Consider the following 21,521-nt stretch of genomic DNA (forward strand, 5'->3'; position numbering starts at 1 on the left):
TTTTGTTCAGATTGTCATGGATTAATATAAAAAATGGAAACCCCTACCTGTATTTTGCTAACCCTTCTGCAACTACGCGGTAGAAGTGGTTTTATAAACATCGATTACACTTGAATGTTTTCCTGATATTTTGTTTTGGTTCATACAATATCAAGTCCTTTTGATTGCCCATAATTTACTCGGAACGCCAGCCCTCTGGCGTGCTTTTATTGTGGATAATTAATCCGAGTTGATATAAGTACGATTTGGTTGGAGCGCTAGGTTTTTAAAAAAGTTGCACGTCCTGCGATCGCTCATCTATTTTTTTACTTTCCTCAATCAAATCAATGACTAGATCGAACCGGAAGTTATTAGCCCAATCTGTTAAAGTATTCGCCAAAGTTTCACTTACAGGGCAAATCTCCTCAACAAGTTCTAAAACTGTGTTATCGCTGCATTCAAAAGCCGCATTCCGCAATTGTCCTATCCACTCGTTAGGCATTTGCCCTAACAGAATTTCTAATGGTTGTTCGATTTGAGACTGTTGATTTGAAACTTGAGATTGCAAATTCTGTTGTTGGCTATCTTCGTAAACATAATTCACCCCTAAATATTGACCCATTTTTTCCAACAGCACGTCCTCTCGGAAGGGTTTGCCTAAAAAGTCATCGCACCCTGCTGACAAAACAATGTTTCGCTGCTCCTCAAAAGCACTCGCAGTCAAAGCAATAATGACTGTCTCCTGACCCTTGAGATGTGCCCTGATGCGTTTTGTTGCTTCATACCCATCCATTACTGGCATCCGCATATCCATCCAAATCAGGTGCGGTTCCCAACTTTCCCACATAGCAACGCCTTCTTGACCATTCTCGGCTTCGCGCACCTGAAAACCAATGGATCTCAGTAGTCTAACCAGCAACAGACGATTCTCGAAGCGATCTTCAACAACTAAAATGCGATATTCAGGTTGATTGGGTGCTAAACCAATAGCTTTACAAGTTGGCTTTTGAGTTGAAATATCAATAGTTTCAGGCAGCTTAATCGAGACATCAAAGCAAAAAATTGTTCCCTCACCTACTGTGCTGCTGACAGCGATTTCTCCTCCCATCAGTTCCACAAATTTTTTGCTAATAGGTAAGCCTAATCCTGTTCCTTCCTGCGATTGTCGCCCCGTTTCACTTTGAATGAAGGGATTAAATACGTTGCCTATCTCCTCTGGCTCAATACCTGGGCCAGTGTCTTCAATTTCAAATCTAATTGTTGTTTGTTTTGGTTTGGGCGTTGTTTGTATTTCTGGTTCAATTTTTAATTGTGAATTTCGCCTACTTTGGATTTCACAAGTTAATCCCGGCACAGGAGGCGCACCATTAATGCTTTTTACCTTTAAAGATACGCTCCCGTTTTGAGTAAACTTGATCGCATTTCCCAGCAGGTTAATCAATATTTGGCGTAATTTACTTTCGTCGGCTTTTACATACTGAGGAATGTCTGATGTTCTTTCAAATATCAGCTGTAAACCCTTGTCGTTCGCTTTAAAAGAAAACATTTCTTCTAGGCTTTTCAAAACCTTAAGCAAATCGAAATCATTTTCATTTAATGTAATTCTACCAGCCTCTATTTTGGACATTTCCAAAACGTCGTCGATCAATTTAAGCAAATGTTCGCCAGCGCGATTAATGATCCCCAAATATTCCTGATTCTCCTCAGATAGTGAGGAGTCGCGGTTCATCACTTGGCTAAAGCCAAGAATAGCGTTGAGGGGGGTACGCAGTTCGTGGCTCATGGAAGCTAGAAAATCGCTTTTGGCGTGATTAGCAGCAGCGCTTCGCGCCGCTTCGCTAACAGCGGATTCTTTTGCTTTTTTCAGTTCTTCGGCTTGGTTTTGCGTTTGCGCTAATAATTGGGCTTGTTGTATAGCTACTCCCAACTGCTCCCCAATTTGAATTAGCATCCAAATTTCTGTCTGTTTCCATTCGCGGGAGTTGGAGTTTTGGTAAGCTGCCAGCAATCCCCAAAGCCGATTGCCACAAAAAATGGGGACAATGATGTACGCTCGCGCTTGAAATTTTTCTAAAATATTGAGATAACAGGGGGTAAATCCTGCTTTATAGATATCGGGAACGCAGCAGTAAGTTGCTCTTTGTCGATAAATTCCGCCTTGAGTTTTTTGTAGATAAGTATCTTGTATTAAGTTATCTTCACTACTCAAAGTTTTGACATTGCAATGGGGTTCGTTAACAGCTACTTGGGAAAGCTCTGGTTGATGCTTTTGTTGGCTGACTAATGGTTTCCAGCCTTCTACTACCGACTCCGATACAAACTCGCCACTCCAGTCTGGATTAAAGCGGTAGACACCGACGCGATCGCATTTTAAGGCTTGCCGCAGTTCTTGATTTGTGGTGCTGAAAATCGTTTCGATTTCCAATGTTTGCCGCATTCTTTGAATAACGTTTGCGATCGCTTTTTCCCGTTCTGCTGTCTCGTGTAATGTCTCTTCTGCCTGCTTGGAACTGGTAATATCAGTTACCAAACCATCCCAGAGTATGCTGCCATCAGCTTGCAGTTCCGGACGCGAATTTCCTCGCAGCCACTTGATTTGACCGGAGACGATAACGCGCCAAGTAAAATCCCAAGGCTCAAGGGTTTTAGCTGACGAGACAATTGACTGCTCGAAACCCGCTATATCATCAGGATGAGTAATGCTCCAAGCTCCTGTGGCATTGTTCATCACTTCCTCTGGCTCTAGCCCAAATATTTCTCGGCAACCAGCACTGACGTAGGGAAAACCCCTTGAGCCATCAGGCTTGAGAATATACTGATAAATCATCCCCGGTACGTTCTGTGCCAAATTTTGATAGCGGGTATTGCTTCGTTGCAGTGCTGCTCGTGCTTCTTGGCGTGCCTGACTAATGGCTATGAACTCGTTTACTAACCTGAGCCAATTAATTTCTTCTTGACTCCACTCCTTTGAGGAACGAACGGCATCTAGACCCATAAAACCGATAACTTTGCCAGAGTGTAGCGTGGGAACGGCAAGTCGGGACTTGATTGATTTGAGTTCCCACGCGGCTTGTTCGCCTGCTTCAGGCGTTTGCTCGGCAGGGATTAAAACAGTTTCGCCGCTTAAGATCTGGCTGTTAACCCAATGATGATTTTTAACTGGAAATTCTTGAAACTTATAGATGAATGGCTCAATGCCAAAGTCGCACCACTCGTGCGTCATCTTTAAGAAGCTCTGGTTGTCGTTGTAACGGAAAAGGTAGGTGCGATCGCTCCCCAAAAATTCTCCAACAGCTTGCAAGGTGAAATTAATCGCACTGTCTGGGTTTTCGTCAATAAACATCCGGGAAATACTGCTGAGCAAACCGTCCATTTTTGCTCGCCGTTGGAGCGATTCTTCTGCTAATTTACGCTCCAGTTCCGCTCCAGCTCTGGCAACAAAAATTTTTAAAATCGTTTCTTTGCCCGGATCGCATTTCATTGGCTGTACGTCCAGCACAACCAAATTGCCGATGACATTCCCAACAGAATCAATCAGCGGCATTCCCCAGTAACTTTGTGCGCCTAAGTCCACTAAATTGCGATAGCTAGGAAAGACTTCTTGTATCCCTGATGGATAAAAATGGCTCGTCCCTCCTACGACATTTTCGCAGGGCGTACCATCTAAGTCGTACTCGAAGTTTTCGCCAAAGTCTTCGCCCGTCCAAAATGCGAGGGTACGCACTCTGGTTTTAGCATCGTTTGTTACCTGGCCGACGACAGCGTAACGAATTTGCAGAATTTGGGCAAGATAGCGGACGCAGGAGCGAAAAAACTCATTGCCAGTTGCAGAAGCTGTCCCCTCAGCAATCAATTGCAGCGCTTCTTCCTTCTGCTTGCGACTGGTAATGTCGGTATGAGAACCAGCTATGCGATATGGAGCGCCCGTTTTATCTCGCAATGCGGCTCCCCTCGTGAGAAGCCAACGAAAACTGCCATCTTTGTGTATTGCCCGGAACTCTACTTGGTAATTAGGGATTTTCCCCGCTATATAAGCAAGCAGCACTGTCAACACTCGATCTGAGTCTTCTGGGTGCAGGATTTGTTTGAAAGAAGCGATATTATTGGGAATTTCCTGTTCTTCATAGCCCAACATACTTTTCAAACGGGGGGACATATAAACATCACCCGTTTGCAGATTCCAGTCCCAAATCCCGTCGTTGACTCCTTCTACAGCTATGGCAAATCGCTCTTCGCTGTGGCGGAGTGCTGCTTGGGCTTGCTTTTGGTGGGTGATATCGCTGAGGGTGCAAACAATCCGCTCTACGCTACCATCCTCTGCTATTTGCGGATCGGCGTTTACCAGCAGCCAGGATCGTTTTAGATTTTGGATTGGGGATTGCTCCCCAGTTTCTTCATTGTCAGGACGCTCGATTCCTATAACTATGTTATGGATGGGTTGGCGGCGGGCGATCGCTTGTTGCACTGGTAGCTCTTTTGTTGGGAAAGGCGTATCGTCTTCGTGCAGCAACAAACAATTTTCACCGAACACCTGCGGGGGTAAATCTTCTGGTTTGAGATTGAGGAGAGCGATCGCAGCTTGATTGCAAACGAGAATTTCGGCATTGGCGTTGAGCAGCAATACACCCACCTGCATCTCGCGAATTAACATCCTAAAGCGTTTTTCGCTTTCCTCTAAAGCCTGTTCGCGCACTAGCTGAGCAGTTAAACGCTTATCAAACAGGGATGTCAACAGCGCTAAGCTCAAAATGAATAGGGTCGCCATGCCTATTGCGCTAGCCAGCCACGACCGATTCATGGCGGGAGACGTAAGGGCTGGTAAGCCTTGCAGGGGAATAAAGTGAGTTGCCCACATTCCGGTGTAGTGCATCCCGCTGATGGCAATTGCCATAATGAAGGCACTAGCGAATTTCTGCCAAAACAGCCCTTTCAAAGATTGATTTTGTAGCCTAAAAGCAAGCGTTAGGGCAGCAAAAGAAGCACTAATGGCGATCGCAACTGAGAGGCTAACCAACCGCCAGTCATACTCTATATTCGCCATTAATTGCATGGCAGCCATGCCCGTGTAATGCATCCCAGCAATGGCCATTCCCATGAAAATGCCACCGCCGAGTAAAAGCTGTATGGAAACCTTCCAACTTAGAAGGGACAAAGCAACGCCGGATGCAACTACCGCACACAACAGGGAAAGCAGGGTAATCGCCATATCATAGTGGACTGGGTGAGGCAGTTGGAAAGCCAGCATGGCAATGAAGTGCATTGACCAAATCCCTGTTCCCATTGCTACAGCACCACCCAAGAGCCAAAGCCAGCGCCGCAATCTTACAGCTAGTTGCACTCGCCCTGCTAAGTCTAGAGCCGTGTAAGAGGCTATGAGGGCGATCGCAAAGGAAAGCGCTGCCAAGCCTAAGTTGTAAGTCCCAGTCATTGAGCTATGCATATAGTTTTCTTAAGGTAAGGCACGCTTTGGACACAAGTATATATCTGGTAGATTTTCCGCATCGTTGCGCCTTCCCCTCTCCAGCTGGCTTGCTACTTTTGAGAGAAATCCGTATAAAGTCTAGTTTGTCCCAACAATGAGAGCGGAGCAATAGAATTTCGCACGCAAGTTAAGCACCTAACTTAAGGCTGTAATGCGTGTAACCTTGGAGATGCGATAGAAGAGGCTTTATTTTATGAAAAACATATATTTAATAAAAAATTGCAGTCTGACACTCTTAGTATGGAGGCTAACAATCAAAAAAGCCCCTAAAACTTGACTTGAAACGATTTAATATTAGTGTCAGTAGGAAATCAGCTACCTAAGCGTAGGCGGGGTATTATTTTAATGCCTCAAGGTTGGCAACGCCTTCCAGCAGCAAAACGCCAGTCAGAAATTAGAGAAAATTCTGGCAACCTCTACACTCTTGAAGACTTGCGCGATCGCACAAATTTGAGTTTAAATACGCTCACAAAAATACAACATCGCCAAGTTGCTGTAGATCGGCAAAGCCTGGAATGCTACTTCAGCGCGTTTAATCTTACTCTGAACTCCAGCGACTATAGCAAGATTAACCCTGACAATGTAGAGATTCGCCACAAAGTCACGATTAAAGGCCAAGTTCCTTTAGATTCGCCTTTTTATGTAGAAATTTTTATTACAGGTGTAATAAAAGCCCGCTAGGCTGTACGATAAACGCTACGAATTAGCTCTACGTCGCGGGGTTTCGATATTTGGTTGTTTGAGTTGAGATTGCGATTACGTTCCAACAAAGCCGCGATTTGCCTATCCTGCTTGCCATCTAGGACGAGTTGTTGCAATCTCTGGTTTTGCTGCAATCCAGCAAATAAATAAGTTTTACCGCGCTCTGTAATTTCGTTGCGACGGAGGTTAAGTTGCAATAAAGTTGGATTTTGACCAAGCAAATTAGCGATCGCCCTTGCTCCCTCATCTCCAATACAATTAGGCTGGGCACCCAGCACTATTGTCGATGGACTATAACCCAGATCCAGATGCTTTAAAGTCGGATGTGCTTGGATAGATTCACTCAAGGCAATTCCACCCGCACTAGCAATCCCATTACTAGCAATTCCTAACTCCACTAGCGTTTTATTATCTTGTAAACCATCGGCTAAAATTTCCGCACCTGCATCGCCAATATGATTAACGTTAAGCAATAGCGCTTTAATTGCAGGATTAACGCGCAGCAGAGTAGCTAACAACAACGCTCCTTGTGCATCTATTTGATTCCCACCCAAATACAAGCGCTCAACCGTGCGATTATCGCTAATCATTACCTCTAGAATTGCCTTAAGTCCTTCATAGCCAATCTGCGTATTCACCAAATCTAGCGTGCGAATGTTGCGATTGTGACTTAACATTTGAGCAATGTGGCGTGCGCCTAATTCACCAATTGGGTTGCGCTTGAGCCATAATCCAGTTACCGAAAAATTATCATTTAAAGCTTTTGCTAGAGTTGCAACTCCAGGAGCAGCGATCGCGTTACAACCCAAATATATAATTTCTATGGGCTGGTTACGCTCTATTAATTGCGCTACAGAACCAGCTCCAGTATCACCAATACCGTTAGTACCAAGTAATAAGCTAACAATATTAGTATTGTTAGTCAGCGCAGAAGTAACTGCCTGACATCCTACAAAACCAAGATTTTGTTTGCACAAGTCCAGTCGTCCATCAGGCAATACGGTACCGCGAGGAAAGGTTATTGGTTGCGTTACCAGAACATTGGCACGCAAATGTATAAGTAATGGTTCGAGTTCGTTGGGGAATGTTTCAATCGAACTTTGTATCGGACAGTGAATAGTTAGATGTTCCTTCATAATTACCTCGTTAAAACTACCAAGGATATGGAGCATAGTCTTTAAGAAAGTGACCGTACAAAGGCACGGCAGAATCTTCAAGTCCTTGAACGATGGGGTCGTAAATTCTTGCCATTCCATCAAGAGAATCTAGCGGTGTATAAAAACCTCTATTTTCTTGCAAATAACTTTTTTTGGGGTAGGGATTCTCGTCTGTAATCCAGCCAGTATCGACGCTATTCATAAAAATATTGTCGCGGGCATAGTCTGCCGATGATGTACGAGTCATCATATTTAAGGCAGCTTTTGCCATATTTGTATGGGGATGAAACACGGTTTTGCTGTCTCGCTGGAATTGCCCTTCCATTGCTGAAACGTTGATGATGAAGCGTCTCTCAAAATGCGATCGCAGCAATAATGGTTTGAGTTTGCTATTCAAAATAAAAGGCGCGATCGCATTCACCAACTGCACCTCTAGCATCTCCATTGTGCTGACTTCACTTAGCTTTAATAACCAGCTATTTAGCGGTCGTATATCTAATTGCTGTCCGTCTGTATCAAATGTATTAGGCGGGAAATACTTGCTGGTTAGGGCAGAAAAGTAATTTTGATAGTTGGGTTGATTTTCTAATAAAAAAGGATAGCGATCGCCAAAGCAGGCAGGTAGTGCGTCTAATGGTTCTTTTTCCTGCTCTAATAGATGCTGGTAAAACGCCAAAGGACGTTTAATTGTTTGGGCAGCGTTATTAATGATAATATCTAAAGCTGGTTCGGTGTCAATCAGATGTTGGACGAACGCTTCTACAGCAGGGATGTTACGCAAATCAAGTCCGTGAATAAGGATGCGATCGCGCCATTGGTTAAAATCCCCTTCCTCGCTAAAACGTCGGGCGCAGTCGCGAGGAAACCGCGTAGTTACAATTACTTTCGCCCCATCTTGCAGCATTCGTAATGCAGTATGATAGCCAATTTTAATCCGTCCGCCCGTTACTAATGCCACGCGCCCTTTTAAATCTGTACGTTGATTGCGCTTTTGATAATTAAATGCAGCGCATTTCGGACACAATAAGTGGTAAAAAAAATGAACTTCTGTATATGGTTCTTTGCAAATATAGCAGCGTATCGGTTTATTCAGCGTCTTCTCTAGTTTTACTGAAGCCTCCAAGAAATTAACCCCAGGTTTTTTAGGGTGCTGATTTTGCACCATCTCTGTCATCGCTTGAAGTTTGCGATCTTCAGTCTGTTGGCGTTGCCTTTCGTTATTGCGAGTGCTTTTTTTGCCCTCTTTGTAAATTTTGGCAATTAAGCTTTTAAAGCGCTCGTGATGATTAATAACGGCAGGATTTTCTGATATCTGCTGCAATACATTGAGGCATATTTCTAAATCCTTTGGCGGAATATTCATTACTTGCCACCTCACAGCAGAATTAAAATTAGCAGCTATCTCTTTCCAGTAAATGTATGGAGACTGGGAGGAGTCGAACCTCCAGCCTTGGTTTTGGAAAACGCATGCTCCTCCATTGAGCTACAGCCCCCATAAAATGTGGAAATGAGGGAGAATTGAACTCCCAGTGGGAGTATACCTAGCAATTGCCTTTTTCCCACAAATGGGTGGGGGCTGGGAGGATTTGAACCTCCACCTGAGTTTATGAGACCCCCACTCTTCCAGTTGAGCTACAGCCCCCATAGGGGTGGAAATGAGGGAGACTTGAACTCCCAACCTCCCGAATGAAGTTCGAGCGCTCTTCCCTTGAGCTACCATTTCCATTGGCAATTAAGGCTATGTAATATATTTGTAGTACAAAATTGCTTATGTGTCAAGCAACAATGAACTTCTAACAATAAATCTTTCCTTTTACAGAGAAGAGAGGCTTTTTCTGGGGAGTAAAATTTAGTACAAGTAGCTAACTTTAACAGGATGCTATGGCAATCATATTTGAGTTGTGAAATGTCAGAATTTCAGCTCTCCGACTTCTTTAAGAAGTCGGAGAGCTAGCCTTAACAATTTAAGCTTCGGCTCCCGCAAGGCACTAAAATGAATGTCGTCCCTCTAGCAATGCTGGCATCAGATTATTAAATGAGTCAATTACGTGCTTTAATTTTTGACGTTGATGGAACGTTAGCCGACACCGAACGTGACGGACATCGAGTCGCTTTTAATCGTGCCTTTGAGGAGGCTGGGTTAGATTGGGAGTGGTCAGTTGAACTTTATGGCGAATTACTGTCTGTTGCTGGCGGGAAAGAAAGGATTCGTTTTTATCAAAAGCAATATTGTCCTGATGTTACATTAGATGATGCTGTTGTTGCTGAGTTACACGCTATAAAAACAAAGCATTATCGAGATTTATTAGCCGAAGGTGCAATTCCCTTGCGTCCTGGAGTGAAACGATTGATTGCAGAAGCACGCGATCGCGAATTGCGTTTGGCAATTGCTACTACTAGCGCTTTACCCAATGTCATCGCCTTATTAGAACGCACTCTTGATCCATCTTGGTTTGAAGCGATCGCTGCTGGAGATGTTGTTCCTGCTAAAAAGCCAGCCCCAGATATCTATCATTACTTACTCAAACAGATGAATTTAGAAGCAGCCGATTGTCTGGTTGTGGAAGATTCTCATCACGGTCTAGTTGCTGCAAATTTAGCTGGTTTGCCAACAATTGTGACTTTTAATAACTACACCGAAGGACAAGATTTTTCTTTGGCTCGATTGGTAGTAAATCATTTGGGAGAACCGGAACTTCCTTGCACTGTTGTGGCTGGCAATGCATTAGATGTCAATTATATAGATTTAGAAACGTTAAATCGCTTGCATAGTTCTAGGTAGGTCGATTAATTGATTGGCAACGCGATAGCGTCAGCGAAGCGAAGGTGATAGCCGTTAGTGCGTCAGCACGTTAGCGCAGCTCGCACCCTTGGTTATCTTTCATTAAAGATATAATCTTTTTCTGCCAGTAAGCAGATAAGTAGTCATGTTTCCTTTGCCTTTCACTTGAATGAAACCACGCTCTTCAAATAAATATTTATTGCGTAATAGCTGATAAGTTTCTGCTGTCACCTGAATGCGGCCTGGAATGCCGTGAGATTCCATGCGGCTGGCTGTATTTACAGTGTCACCCCACAGGTCATAGATAAACTTTTTGATGCCAATCACACCCGCTACTACTGGGCCAGTATTAATGCCCACGCGGATCTGAAAACTTAGGCCAGTTTCCTGATTAAATCGGTTAATTTCCATTTGCATATCCAAAGCCATTTCAGCGATCGCCTCTGCATGATCTGGCCGGGGTGTAGGCAATCCTCCCACTACCATATACGCATCGCCAATTGTCTTGATTTTCTCCAACCCATGCTGCTCGGTCAGTTGGTCAAAAGTTGAGAAAATCTCGTTTAGTAACTCCACCAATGCTACGGGAGATGTATGAGCCGAAAGCTGGGTAAAACCAACAATATCGGCAAACATTACCGTTGCTTCGGGGAAACTATCAGCAATAGTGCTTTGCTGTAGTTTCAAGCGTTCAGCGATCGCAGAAGGCAAAATATTCAGCAGTAGACTTTCAGTTTGTTGCTGTTGATAGCGCAGTGCTTCTTGCGCCATTTTGCGATGGGTGATGTCTTCGACAATGCCCTCGTAATACACTACCTCTCCACCCAAATCGCGAACAGCGCGGGCGTTTTCTGAAACCCATATAATGCTGCCGTCCTTGCGATATACCTCAGACTCAAAGCCAGTAACAGCATTATCCTCCTCCATAGCAGCAATAAACTCTACCCGTCGGTTACGGTCAACGTAAAGTTGCTGATGAATATTATTGAGATTAGCCATTAACTCTTCCGGCGAGGAGTAGCCGTATATCCTTGCTAGCGCAGGATTGGCGCTGATGTAGCCTCCGTCTGGCGTCGTCTGGAAGATGCCTTCGACAGCGTTTTCAAAAATTGTGCGATATTTTTCTTCTGCTTGCCGCAGCGCCTCTTCCGCCTGCTTGCGCTGAATTACCGAAGCCACCTGAGTGGCAACGGCTGACACTAACTCAACCAGCCGCTTATCTTCAGCACGCGCTTCAAAAGAGTATAAAACCAGAACAGCCAACACCTGATCGCTGGCGATAACAGGAATGCTGAAACTTGCTTTTAGTCCATTGGACCGTGCTATCTCGAAACGGTTAAAAACTTGGTATGGCTCAATTGAAACATCATTTATCCACTCTGCCTGTTTAGATAACCAAGTTCGTCCAGGCAAGCCACGACCTAGAGCAAATGACATTTTCTCGCTCTCGACCCTAAATTTCTCCAGACTGGTTGTACTGGCATACCAACCCCGGCTGCATTCTAGAGTGGTTCCATCTTTACAGGGAATCCATGCTTCTGCAAAATTCCAACCTATACTTTCACAAACTTGATGTAAGGTGACTTCTAAGGCTGAGTGGAAGTCGCAGGAAGATACTATAGCTTGCGTCGTAGTCTGCAAGAGATGGATTTCTTCTTCGGCTCGTTTGCGTTCTGTGATATCGGTAGCTACAACTAGCAGGCACTCTTCACCGTCGAGGTCTATGCGTTCAGCCGATAACAGCGCCACTAAGATACCGCCTGTCTTGGTGCGAAACTGAAACTCGTGGTTGCGAATTATTTCATGGTTCAGCAACATCTGAATAATTCTGTCACGGTCTGCTAAATTAGCCCAGATATTTAGATTGCTTGCTGTGTAATTAATAACCTCTTCACGCTCATAACCTAACACGCGCAAAAAAGTTTCGTTAACTTCGACATAGCGTCCATCATCGATTCTGGTAATAGTAATAATGTCGGGGCTAGAACGAAAAGCTTTGGAAAATTTTTCTTCTGAAACTCGCAGCGCTTCCTCCGACCGCTGGCGTTCAATTATTTCGACTAACAGTTGGCGATTAGTTTCTTTTAAAGCAGCAGTACGCTGCTCAACTCTGATTTCTAATTCTTGATTGGCTCTTTGCAGCGCTTCTTGTGCCCTCATTCGGTAAGCGCCTTCAATTGCTAGAGCTACGAAATCGGCAAGTGAGCCTGCGAAATTTTCTTCTTCTAACGCCCAAAAACGGGGCGTTCCTATATGCTCGTGACAGATAACGCCCACCATCTGACCGCCTACGCGGATTGGTGCATCGAGCATTGAGGTAATGCCGAGGGGCGTAAGATAAAGAGCAGAGAATTCATGAGTTCTGGGGTCGGTATGGGCATCGTGCGCTGCGATGATCCGTTCTATTCGCAAAGCCTCAAAATAAGCGGGAAAATTAACAGATTCGATAGTAGCGCCTTTGCTATGGCGATCGCTGTTAATTTCGTACAAGTCTAGGCAAACCAATGTGGTGTTTATAGTTTGGGAGTTAGCATTGTTGTCTGGATCGTTAGACAATTCGTTTAGTTCGTGTATTTTGTAATTTGGGTCGCTATTTAAATCTTTATTAGGATTTGAAATAAGATCGGCAACCTCGGCTGGATCGCCCGATCTCATACCCAATCCAAAATCTAAAAGCGAGAATATAAAATCGTCATATAACCACACGCTAGCTCGTTCTGTTTCCAAAGTACGGGTAGCCACCTCTACTATTTCCCTAATAGCTGCATTCAAATCACCACTTGCTAAAGTTTTGCGATTTGCTAGTTCCAAAAGTGCGTTGGATGTTCTGCGGAGGCGTCTTTCGCTGGCTTGCAATCCTGCTTCTGCCCGCTTGCGATCGCTGATATCTCTCCAAACTACATGCAGAATTTGTTTGCCGGGGAAGGGGATGGCGGTGAGCAATATTTCAACGTCGAATTCTGAACCATCAAATCGACGATGTACCCACTCAAATCGCGCATTCCCATTGCGTAATGCGATCGCATTCATTTCCTTAGACTTTTCTGCGGATAAACTACCATCGGGTTGCACGTCAGGAGATAATTCACATGTATGCAGGTTTAATAACTGCTCTTTGCTATCAGCGCCTATCATTTCTAAGGCTGCTTGATTGCAGTCAATAAACGCATTTTCATCTAATAAAAGAATAGCGTCACCTGATTGTTCAAAAAGTAATCGAAACTTAGCTTCGCTTTCTTTTAAAGCCTCCATAGTCCGCCTGCGATCGCTAACATCTTCGTAGGTAACTAGGAGTCCTACAACATTTTCTTGGGCGTCGTGTAGGGGGATTTTGTTTGTGTCTAACCAAGCCATTTCACCATTGGCTAGACGCAAAGACTCGCTGAGGTGATATTGCGGTGTATTTGTTTCCATTACCCACCGATCTACTTCTCGGAACAAGTCAGCTTGCTCCTTTATGGCGGGCAAGTCATAGTCTGTAAGCCCAACTATATCAGCCGAGTTACTAAGCCCAACATCTAGAGCCATTTTATGATTGCAGCCCTGGTAGACAAAATTTCTGTCTTTCCAGAAAATGGCTTGTGGGATGTTGTCCATTATTAGCCGCAACATTTGCCTCTGTGACCGCAATGCTTCTTCCCTGGCAATGCGATCGCTAATGTCGCGCACTACTGCTTGCAAGACTTTTCTCCCGCCGATTTCAACTGAAGTTAGCCACACTTCTGCCGGAAACTCCGATTTGTCTAAACGACAGTGCAGCCACTCAAAGCGGCAACTTCCTTCTCGAAAAGCTGTTTGAATTTTTTGTGCTGATGCCGAGGCTGAATCTTCACCATTTGCCTGAAATTTTGGCGAAAATTCGCTGGGGTGCTTGCCGTAAAATTCTTCTTTTCTAGTGCAGCCAAACATGGACAAAGTAGCGCGGTTGCAATCGAAGAATGCTGTTTCATCTAGCAGCATAACGGCATCGATGGTTGATTCGTACAAGCTGCGGAACTTCTGTTCTGATTCTTGTAGTTTGGCTTGAGCTTGCTTGCGATCGCTTACATCATTGCCAATGCCAAGTATTCCTGTAAGATTGCCGTTTTCGTCAAGCAGAGCTTTGTTCCTCCAGGCAATCCATACCCGTTCGCCATTCTTTTTAATGTTTTCATTTTCGTGGCGCGTGTATCGTTCAGGATCTTGCAAAACTTCATCCATCATTGCTGCCACCTTATGACCGGAATTATCCGTTACTGGCACTATTGTTTCAATTAGTTTCTTACCCAAAATTTCTTCTTCTGAGTAACCAAAGAAGTTTTGGGCGAACTCGTTGAAAAAGGTGATGTTGCCGTTGGTGTCTACACGGACAATGATGCTATTTGCGTTGTCAACAAGTTCGCGATATTTTGTCTCGCTCTTGCGTAAGGCTGTTGTGGCGCGTTCGATGGCTTCGCGCAATTGAGATGGCGATCGCACCCAGATAAATACTAAAATACCGCTCAACACTGCCAGCGCCCCGCCACCAGTTCGCAACCACCCGGAAATGGGTGAACGCGCTCCCCAACCCCCTTGGGGGATTGCTGCTAGCTGCCACGAGCCATTGGGTAAAGTAACTTCTAAGATGACTGGATATTTCTGGAAGATGGTTGCGTCGCCGAAAAATACTTCACCGCGCGAACCTAACCCATCTTTACCCCGCAGAGCATATTTTAGAGGCTGCTGAGTTGAATAATCTTGACTTTTGCCCTCGTTCCCAGGCAGAGCCTGGGAATGCTTTTGGCTTTTGTCTTCTTCAACCAGTCCCGCTTCTTGGAAGAGAATATCCCTGTCGATGATGATGCCCGCCATACCCCAGTAGGGGCCGCTTTCTGGTTTCTCGCCTGGTTTTGTGAGAAAAATCGGAGTGCGGTTGATGAAACCAACACCCCCCTCAACTAAGTTAACTGGCCCTGCTACTACGGTTTTTCTGCTATTAATTGCCCGCTCGAAAGCCTCGCGTTCGGCTGGGATGGACATAGGCTGGAAGCCGATAGCTGTTTCGTGGCCTTTGAGGGGATATATGTGAGTGACTATGTTGTTTTTATAAAGTGCTATGCTGCCGATGCCACTCTGCTGCGACACCATGACTCTGGCTAAGCTGTCAAATTCTGCTTGGTCGATATCGGCATTAGTGGAGACACGAGCAACTAGACCGCGTGTGAGAAAGAGGCGGGAGTTTAGCCCACCTTCGAGCCTAGCTCGGACTGTACTTAGTTGATTGAGTGCATCGGTACGATTGCGATCGCCAAACCTTTTTTGCTCTAAGCGATCGATAACCCAGACGCCACCAAGAACCGCCACTGTTGCGGACAAAGCTGCTAAGTAAGGCCAAAAGCGTAATTTCATAAAAAAATTTTATAAATACATACGGTGGGGCTAAAAGCGTGCTTGTGCCAATACGATCGTTGTTCTGATTTTCCTAACGATAGATGACATGAAGGGCGATATGCGACCAAGGCACGCGATCGCCCCTTATTACTTTTTTAACTTTTATTACTAGAGGGCCTAAGTTTTTCCGGCCAGATCCCCAATTCATGCGATGGCGAGCATGACGGTGGCATGTTTTTTAATTCAAAAATCAAAACACGCTACTTGGCTAGGCTAACAAAACTTTATTTACAGCTTGCCAAGAAGCAGATAAGTAGTCATGTCTCCTTTACCTTTCACCGGAATGATGCCCCGCTTATGCAATATAAACTTATCTCGTAATAGTTCGTATGTCGCCTCTGTAACCTGAATAGTACCGGGAATACCCTGAGATTCCATGCGGCTGGCGGTATTCACAGTATCGCCCCACAGGTCGTAGATAAATTTTTTGATGCCAATCACGCCAGCGACTACGGGGCCTGTACTGATGCCAATGCGAATGTTGAATGGTGTCCCATTGCCTGTCTCAAAACGGGAAATTTCTTTTAGCATATCAAGAGCCATTTGAGCGATCGCTTCCGCATGATCGCTGCGCGGCATGGGCAATCCTCCCACTACCATATACGCATCCCCAATTGTCTTGATCTTCTCCAAGCCATGCCGCTCCGCCAGTTGGTCAAATGCTGAGAAAATCTTGTTCAGCAACTTGACAAGTTCTGTAGGAGGAATAGAAGCCGAAAGTTGCGTAAAGCCAACAATGTCGGCAAAAAGCACCGTGACATCGGAAAAGCTGTCGGCAATAATGCTTTCCTGCATTTTCAGACGGTGAGCAATCGGTTCGGGCAAGATATTCAGCAGCAGCAACTCTGATTGTTCTTGTTGATAGCGCAGTGCCTCTTGAGCCACTTTGCGCCTGGTGATGTCTTCGACAGTACCTTCGTAGTAAAGCAAGTTACCGTTCTCATCCCGAACAGCACGGGCATTTTCTGAAGTCCAAATCGCACCGCCATTCTTGCGATACATCTGAGACTCAAACCTAGTCACGGCATCGTCCTTCTCGATGGCGGCAATGAACTCGTCGCGCCGATTGGAATCAACATAAAGTTGTTGCCCGATATTAGTAATACTCGCTATTAGTTCCTCTGGGGAATCGTAGCCATAAAGTCTCGCGAGTGCTGGATTGGCGCTGATGAAGCGTCCCTCTGGCGTGGACTGGAAAATACCCTCAGTAGCGTGTTCAAAAATTGTGCGATATTTTTCTTCAGCCTGTCGCAGCGCTTCTTCAGCAGCTTTACGACTCGTGATATCGCGAACGAGGCAACACAGCACCTTTCTGCCACCATAGGAAATAACGTTGCCAGTTACTTCTACATCGACGAGAGTTCCATCTTGACGGCGATAGCGCCTTTCGCCGAAGGAATGGTTTTTTTGTGCCAAGATCCTCTCGATATTACGTTGAAAGCTTTCCTTGTCGTGCGGGACGAGATCGTAAAGAGTCAGTTCTACAATTTCTGCACTGCTGTAGCCAAGCAGACGTTCAAAGGCGGGATTGGCTTCCAGAATCCGGTTTGTTTGAGCGTCAATCAACACAATTCCTTCGGAAGCTTGCTCAACAATGGCGCGGTGACGCGCTCTCTCCTCGATTTGCTCGCGCTCTCGATTTTCTAAGGCTTCTAGCATTCCGTTGATGGTGTCAGCCAAGCCAGATAATTCATCATATTTTCCATCCCCCGCGACGCGCATAGAAAGGTCGCGAAGAGTGCCAATACTTTTAACACCCACGCTAAGGCTTCCCAGGCGCGACAAGACGAGTCGTTCTAGAAGCATTAAGGTCATGCCGCCAAAGACCAAACCCACGAAGAGGACAGATGCGATTAGATAGCGTATGTTACTTTGAGTTTGCTTATAGATGCCTCTGTAGACATCTACGCGCAACAGCAGAGCAGGTTTGCCGTAGATGTCATTCAACCAGGAATACCCGGCAATCCTATCTTCGTCGAGCGTATTTACCAGAATTGGCGCAGGTTCGTCCGGTTTGCTCTCTAGCAAAGCTTTTTTAACGGGTTGAAAATCTGATGGTAGTTGGGGATCGTTTACCCCGTAAACGCTGATAGACGAACGGGTAAAGCGGGATAAGCGCTTGATGGTGCTTGCGTCTAGATAGCGTCCAAAGATCGCAGTACCTCGAAGGTCGCTAGTACCCTTAGTCGGCTGAATTGGCTGCGAGGTAATCAGCATAGGGCCAGATGGAAGCTGTAAGATTCCCGTCAAGCGACTTTTTGGATCGGGGTGCTGTAGAAGCAGGTCTGAAGGAGAAATGTGTTCGAGTATCGCTTTTGGAACTGCCGTTCTTTTTTTTGTTATTAGATTGAAACCCGTCCCAAATACTATTTCACCCTTGGTGTTGACATACACCAACAGGTTGAGTTTGGCGTTGGCAAGAGATTCTGGAGCTAGATTGTCCTCAATATAGCGATCGCTCTTGGTTGAGATGAATTTATAAGTGTCATCCCACGTAGACCAACCGATAAAGTTGGAACTAAAATCTTCTCCTATTTCCTCAAAAACCTTCAAAACTCCCTTAACGCTCTGGCGGGTGTTCTGTTCCTCAGCTTGCCTGATGCTGCGTAACAAGATGGTTGAGGAGGTAGCATACAAAACCCCAACCAGACCTACCATGGTCGCGCCAATGACGAGTAGTGTCTTCGTCCGCAGTCTCATTAAGTCGCCTCTTCATGGTGCGCTAAGGTGCGCTGGAGAAATCGCATGGGGTTGAAACTAGCAATGTCGCCAGATCGGGAGCTATGAAGTGCAGAGCTATGTTAACTCTTACGAGCGAAAATCTTAGTACAAACTTTGATTCTCGCGGTCTAGCTCTAGTTTTGTTAGACAAAAGTACCTGACGATGCTTGGTAGCCTGCATCAGGAGGAAGAAAGATACAGTTATTTGAACTTGTGCCGATCCTGCTCACTAGATACACTTCCTGAATAACCTTTTTAACCTGTCCTAGAGCATTAGAACAGAACGGTGTGAAATTTTGGCCAAGTCAAACATAGGAGTGAATCGGAATGTTGAGTTGGGAACACAAAAGCAGGAAATTAGGTGAGCAGGATCGTAGCGCAGGTGAGGAAGCGACAGCAGCAATGGAGAGTGTAAAGTTAAGTTCTCCTCAGTCCCTCAGTTCCTCAGCGCTACGCGATACTACACCTCTGGCACGCGATCGCGCTTGGGTGGAAATTGATCTAACTGCCTTATCCCACAATGTCCTGCACCTGAAGCGTTTTTTATCGCCGCAGACGGAACTCATGGCCGTTGTGAAGGCTGATGCCTATGGTCATGGTGCCGTTACGGTTGCCCAAACTGTTTTGCAACATGGTGCCAGCTGGCTGGGGGTGGCGACCATTCCGGAGGGTATTGAGCTGCGGAAGGCTGGAATAGATGCACCAATTCTGATTTTAGGGGCGACTAATACTCCCGATCAGGTGCTTTGCATGGCTCACTGGAAACTCCAACCTACTCTCTGCACCCCTAAGCAGGCTTTAGTCTTTTCTGAAACGTTACGGGCATCTACAAAAGATTGCCCCTACCCAGTTCATATTAAATTAGATACTGGGATGTCGCGGCTGGGTGCTAACTGGCAGCAAGCAGCCAGTTTTGTCCAACTGGTAAACCAATTGCCGCATCTGCGAATTGCTAGTATCTATTCTCACTTTGCCACAGCTGACAGCCCCGATCCGGCTGGGATGATAGAGCAGCAGCAGCGATTTGAGGACGCGATCGCCAGCATCAAATCTACTGGCTTTACCCCGCCGCGCCTGCACTTGAGTAATTCTGCTGCCACTCTGACTAACCCCGCCTTACACTACGACATGGTGCGCGTTGGTTTAGCTACCTATGGCCTTTATCCAGCCGACCATCTGAAACAGGCGATCGCTCTCAAGCCAGTTCTCAGCGTCAAGGCACGCATAACTGGGGTAAAAACTATCGCACCTGGTACGGGCGTTAGCTACGGTCATCACTTCGTCGCCAGTCAGGAAATGCGCCTCGCCGTCGTCGGTATTGGCTACGCTGATGGCATCCCTCGCAACCTATCCAATAAACTGCAAGTTTTGCTCAGAGGCAAGCTGGTGTCGCAGGTAGGGGCGATTACGATGGATCAGCTGATGCTTGATGTCAGCGCCATACCAGATTGCACTGAAGGCGAAGTAGTGACGCTGCTGGGGCAAGATGGAGACATACAAATTCGAGCGGATGACTGGGCTGAAACTTTAGGCACTATTTCTTGGGAGATTCTCTGTAGCTTTAAGCACCGCCTACCCCGCGTAGCAGTGGGTTAGCTCTTTGAACTCCTCTAATAAATCGCACCCTCTTGAAGCAGTCAATGTTCTGCCGAGTTATGCGATCGCCTCTTGTTCTCAATAGGTGGGCATAATTACACCGAGCTTAGTCATTGCCCAAACCGCCGAGGGTGGGCAATGCCCACCCTACAATTAATATTTTCTTAGACACTAACAGCCTGTCATTCACCCTTTATACCAACTTTTATTGGTGTAGCTGGTAAGAATATGGTCTTGCCATTTTCCGTCAATCAATAAATACTCCCTGGCATATCCTTCCACAACAAATCCAAGTTTTTTAAGCAGATTTCCACTGCGCTGATTGTGTGGTATATAATTTGCCATTACCCGGTGTATATTTAATTCTTTAAATGCATACTCAATAGCCGCGGGTAATGCCTCCGACATATAACCCTTACCCTGTGCAGCTTCGGCTAGATTGTACCCCAAATAACAGAAATGAGCCGCGCCGCGCAGAAATCCGTTAAAATTCACATTGCCAATAATTTCTTTATGACTCCCATTTTTGAAGATAAATAATCTTAATGACTGGTCGCTCTCAAATTCTTGGAGATTCTTCTCTACTTGCCCTTGCCAAAACTCTTGTGTCAGATAATTGTTAGGCGGGGTAGGATGCCAAGGAGCAAAATAAACTTGATTTTCTCGAAAAAATTCAACTATGTCAGGCACATCATCCCCAGTTGCCAGCCTTAATAAAAGTCGCTTAGTTGAGATAAATGGGAGTTCCAAAATGTTGGGGATATTTTATAAAAAAGTTATTTTGATTTGAGGTAAAAAAAATTGCTTATGAATATTTTACCTGTTGAGGTTGTATCGCCTGTCTGGAGGAACCAAGTTGATTTGGCCTTTAAGGTTGGCACAAACCTTCTGTGGGCAATTGGCATTCTACTGATAACTCGCTTATCGATTAATATTGTAGGACGCTTGGCTGGCCGAGCGCTTAATCGCACAGAAGCAACCCTACGCAAGTTTCTGGTTCAAGCAGCGGAATTTTTAACGCTTGTAGTTGGGCTTGTGGCGGTTCTCAATAAGCTAGGAATTGAAACAGCTAGCGTGGTTGCTGTAGTCGGTGCTGCGGGTTTAGCTATCGGTTTGGCTTTGCAGGGTACGCTGTCCCACTTTGCGGCTGGGGTGATGCTTATTAGCCTGCGCCCGTTTGAGGTGGGAGATTATATCGAAGGTGCTGGTGTCGCTGGTGTGGTTGATGGTATCGGCATTTTCTCGACTACCTTAGTAACGCGAGACAACGTGATGATTACAGTCCCCAACGGTCAATTATTTAGCGGGACGCTGAAAAATAACAGCGCTTTAGGCACGAGACGGGTGGATTTGGAAATTGATATAGGCGATCGCCCTATTGAAGCTACTATTACTCTTTTCCTCTCTTTGGTTCAGTCTCATCCTCTGATTTTGGATGAACCCCGCCCGACGTGTCACGTCCTCTCTATTCCTCCCGCCGGGACAATTTTATATCTACGTCCTTGGTGTAGAGCTGAAACCTACGATCACGTGCGTGCAGAAGTGCAACAACTTGTTAGAGAAGCCTTGAAGGAACATACAGCCGACAAAATGCAGGAGCCAGAATAATAATAGAAAAATGGCAAAAAGTAAAATAAAAAACCCCTGTCTCTAAAAGCCAGGGATTGAATAACAATTTTTTGTCTAATTTATT

The 21,521-nt window shown here is 45.5% G+C and carries 10 protein-coding genes and 2 tRNA genes; 4 read left to right on the forward strand and 8 right to left on the reverse strand.

Features of this window, described 5'->3' with window-relative positions; genetic code table 11:
* Nucleotides 1–265: 265 nt before the first annotated feature.
* Nucleotides 266–5,419, reverse strand: coding sequence for an MHYT domain-containing protein (locus tag H6F77_RS16870; RefSeq protein WP_206753476.1), 5,154 nt, complete (start codon nt 5,417–5,419; stop codon nt 266–268).
* Nucleotides 5,420–5,806: 387 nt separating this feature from the next.
* Between H6F77_RS16870 and H6F77_RS16875 the strand changes: the two genes are divergently transcribed.
* Nucleotides 5,807–6,142 (forward strand): hypothetical protein, encoded by a 336-nt coding sequence (locus H6F77_RS16875; protein ID WP_190489711.1) that lies wholly within the window; start codon nt 5,807–5,809, stop codon nt 6,140–6,142.
* Here H6F77_RS16875 and H6F77_RS16880 read toward each other — a convergent pair.
* From H6F77_RS16880 to H6F77_RS16895, 4 genes are all read right to left on the reverse strand, one after another.
* A complete protein-coding gene (locus H6F77_RS16880; RefSeq protein ID WP_190489712.1) occupies nt 6,139–7,299 on the reverse strand; it encodes a leucine-rich repeat domain-containing protein in 1,161 nt (386 codons plus the stop codon). The genes H6F77_RS16875 and H6F77_RS16880 overlap by 4 nt on opposite strands.
* A 16-nt stretch (nt 7,300–7,315) precedes the next feature.
* Nucleotides 7,316–8,683: an SDR family NAD(P)-dependent oxidoreductase gene (locus tag H6F77_RS16885; protein ID WP_190489713.1), complete on the reverse strand. Its 1,368-nt coding sequence runs from the start codon at nt 8,681–8,683 to the stop codon at nt 7,316–7,318.
* Between the two features lie 208 nt (nt 8,684–8,891).
* Nucleotides 8,892–8,962, reverse strand: a tRNA-Met gene (locus H6F77_RS16890).
* 8 nt (nt 8,963–8,970) lie between these two features.
* Nucleotides 8,971–9,044 (reverse strand) — tRNA-Glu (locus tag H6F77_RS16895).
* A 311-nt stretch (nt 9,045–9,355) separates the two neighbouring features.
* On the opposite strand from H6F77_RS16895, the gene H6F77_RS16900 reads away from it, so the two are divergent.
* Complete coding sequence (locus H6F77_RS16900; RefSeq protein WP_190489714.1) at nt 9,356–10,102, forward strand: HAD family hydrolase; 747 nt, start codon at nt 9,356–9,358, stop codon at nt 10,100–10,102.
* A 102-nt stretch (nt 10,103–10,204) separates the two neighbouring features.
* Here H6F77_RS16900 and H6F77_RS27960 read toward each other — a convergent pair whose 3' ends face one another.
* Nucleotides 10,205–15,469 carry a PAS domain S-box protein gene (locus H6F77_RS27960; protein ID WP_242022213.1) on the reverse strand — a complete coding sequence of 1,755 codons (5,265 nt, stop codon included), beginning with the start codon at nt 15,467–15,469 and terminating at the stop codon, nt 10,205–10,207.
* 270 nt (nt 15,470–15,739) lie between these two features.
* A complete protein-coding gene (locus H6F77_RS29010) occupies nt 15,740–18,211 on the reverse strand; it encodes an adenylate/guanylate cyclase domain-containing protein (protein ID WP_190489715.1) in 2,472 nt (823 codons plus the stop codon).
* A 348-nt stretch (nt 18,212–18,559) separates the two neighbouring features.
* Here H6F77_RS29010 and alr point away from each other — a divergent pair, with 348 nt between their 5' ends.
* Nucleotides 18,560–19,828: an alanine racemase gene (gene alr / locus H6F77_RS16930; RefSeq protein ID WP_242022215.1), complete on the forward strand. Its 1,269-nt coding sequence runs from the start codon at nt 18,560–18,562 to the stop codon at nt 19,826–19,828.
* A gap of 186 nt (nt 19,829–20,014) precedes the next feature.
* On the opposite strand, the gene rimJ is transcribed toward alr, so the two are convergent.
* A complete protein-coding gene (rimJ, locus tag H6F77_RS16935) occupies nt 20,015–20,578 on the reverse strand; it encodes a ribosomal protein S5-alanine N-acetyltransferase (RefSeq protein ID WP_199321375.1) in 564 nt (187 codons plus the stop codon).
* Between the two features lie 57 nt (nt 20,579–20,635).
* Here rimJ and H6F77_RS16940 point away from each other — a divergent pair, with 57 nt between their 5' ends.
* Nucleotides 20,636–21,436 carry a mechanosensitive ion channel family protein gene (locus H6F77_RS16940; RefSeq protein WP_190489716.1) on the forward strand — a complete coding sequence of 267 codons (801 nt, stop codon included), beginning with the start codon at nt 20,636–20,638 and terminating at the stop codon, nt 21,434–21,436.
* Nucleotides 21,437–21,521 lie beyond the last annotated feature (85 nt).

This window comes from Microcoleus sp. FACHB-831 (assembly GCF_014695585.1).
GTDB lineage: Bacteria > Cyanobacteriota > Cyanobacteriia > Cyanobacteriales > FACHB-T130 > FACHB-831.

Excerpts from the sequence above, each read along its gene's own strand:
- H6F77_RS16870 (WP_206753476.1), bottom strand. The coding sequence starts at position 5,419 with ATGCATAGCTCAATGACTGGGACTTACAACTTAGGCTTGGCAGCGCTT.
- H6F77_RS16875 (WP_190489711.1), top strand. The coding sequence starts at position 5,807 with ATGCCTCAAGGTTGGCAACGCCTTCCAGCAGCAAAACGCCAGTCAGAA.
- H6F77_RS16880 (WP_190489712.1), bottom strand. The coding sequence starts at position 7,299 with ATGAAGGAACATCTAACTATTCACTGTCCGATACAAAGTTCGATTGAA.
- H6F77_RS16885 (WP_190489713.1), bottom strand. The coding sequence starts at position 8,683 with ATGAATATTCCGCCAAAGGATTTAGAAATATGCCTCAATGTATTGCAG.
- H6F77_RS16900 (WP_190489714.1), top strand. The coding sequence starts at position 9,356 with ATGAGTCAATTACGTGCTTTAATTTTTGACGTTGATGGAACGTTAGCC.
- H6F77_RS27960 (WP_242022213.1), bottom strand. The coding sequence starts at position 15,469 with ATGAAATTACGCTTTTGGCCTTACTTAGCAGCTTTGTCCGCAACAGTG.
- H6F77_RS29010 (WP_190489715.1), bottom strand. The coding sequence starts at position 18,211 with ATGAGACTGCGGACGAAGACACTACTCGTCATTGGCGCGACCATGGTA.
- alr (WP_242022215.1), top strand. The coding sequence starts at position 18,560 with ATGTTGAGTTGGGAACACAAAAGCAGGAAATTAGGTGAGCAGGATCGT.
- H6F77_RS16940 (WP_190489716.1), top strand. The coding sequence starts at position 20,636 with ATGAATATTTTACCTGTTGAGGTTGTATCGCCTGTCTGGAGGAACCAA.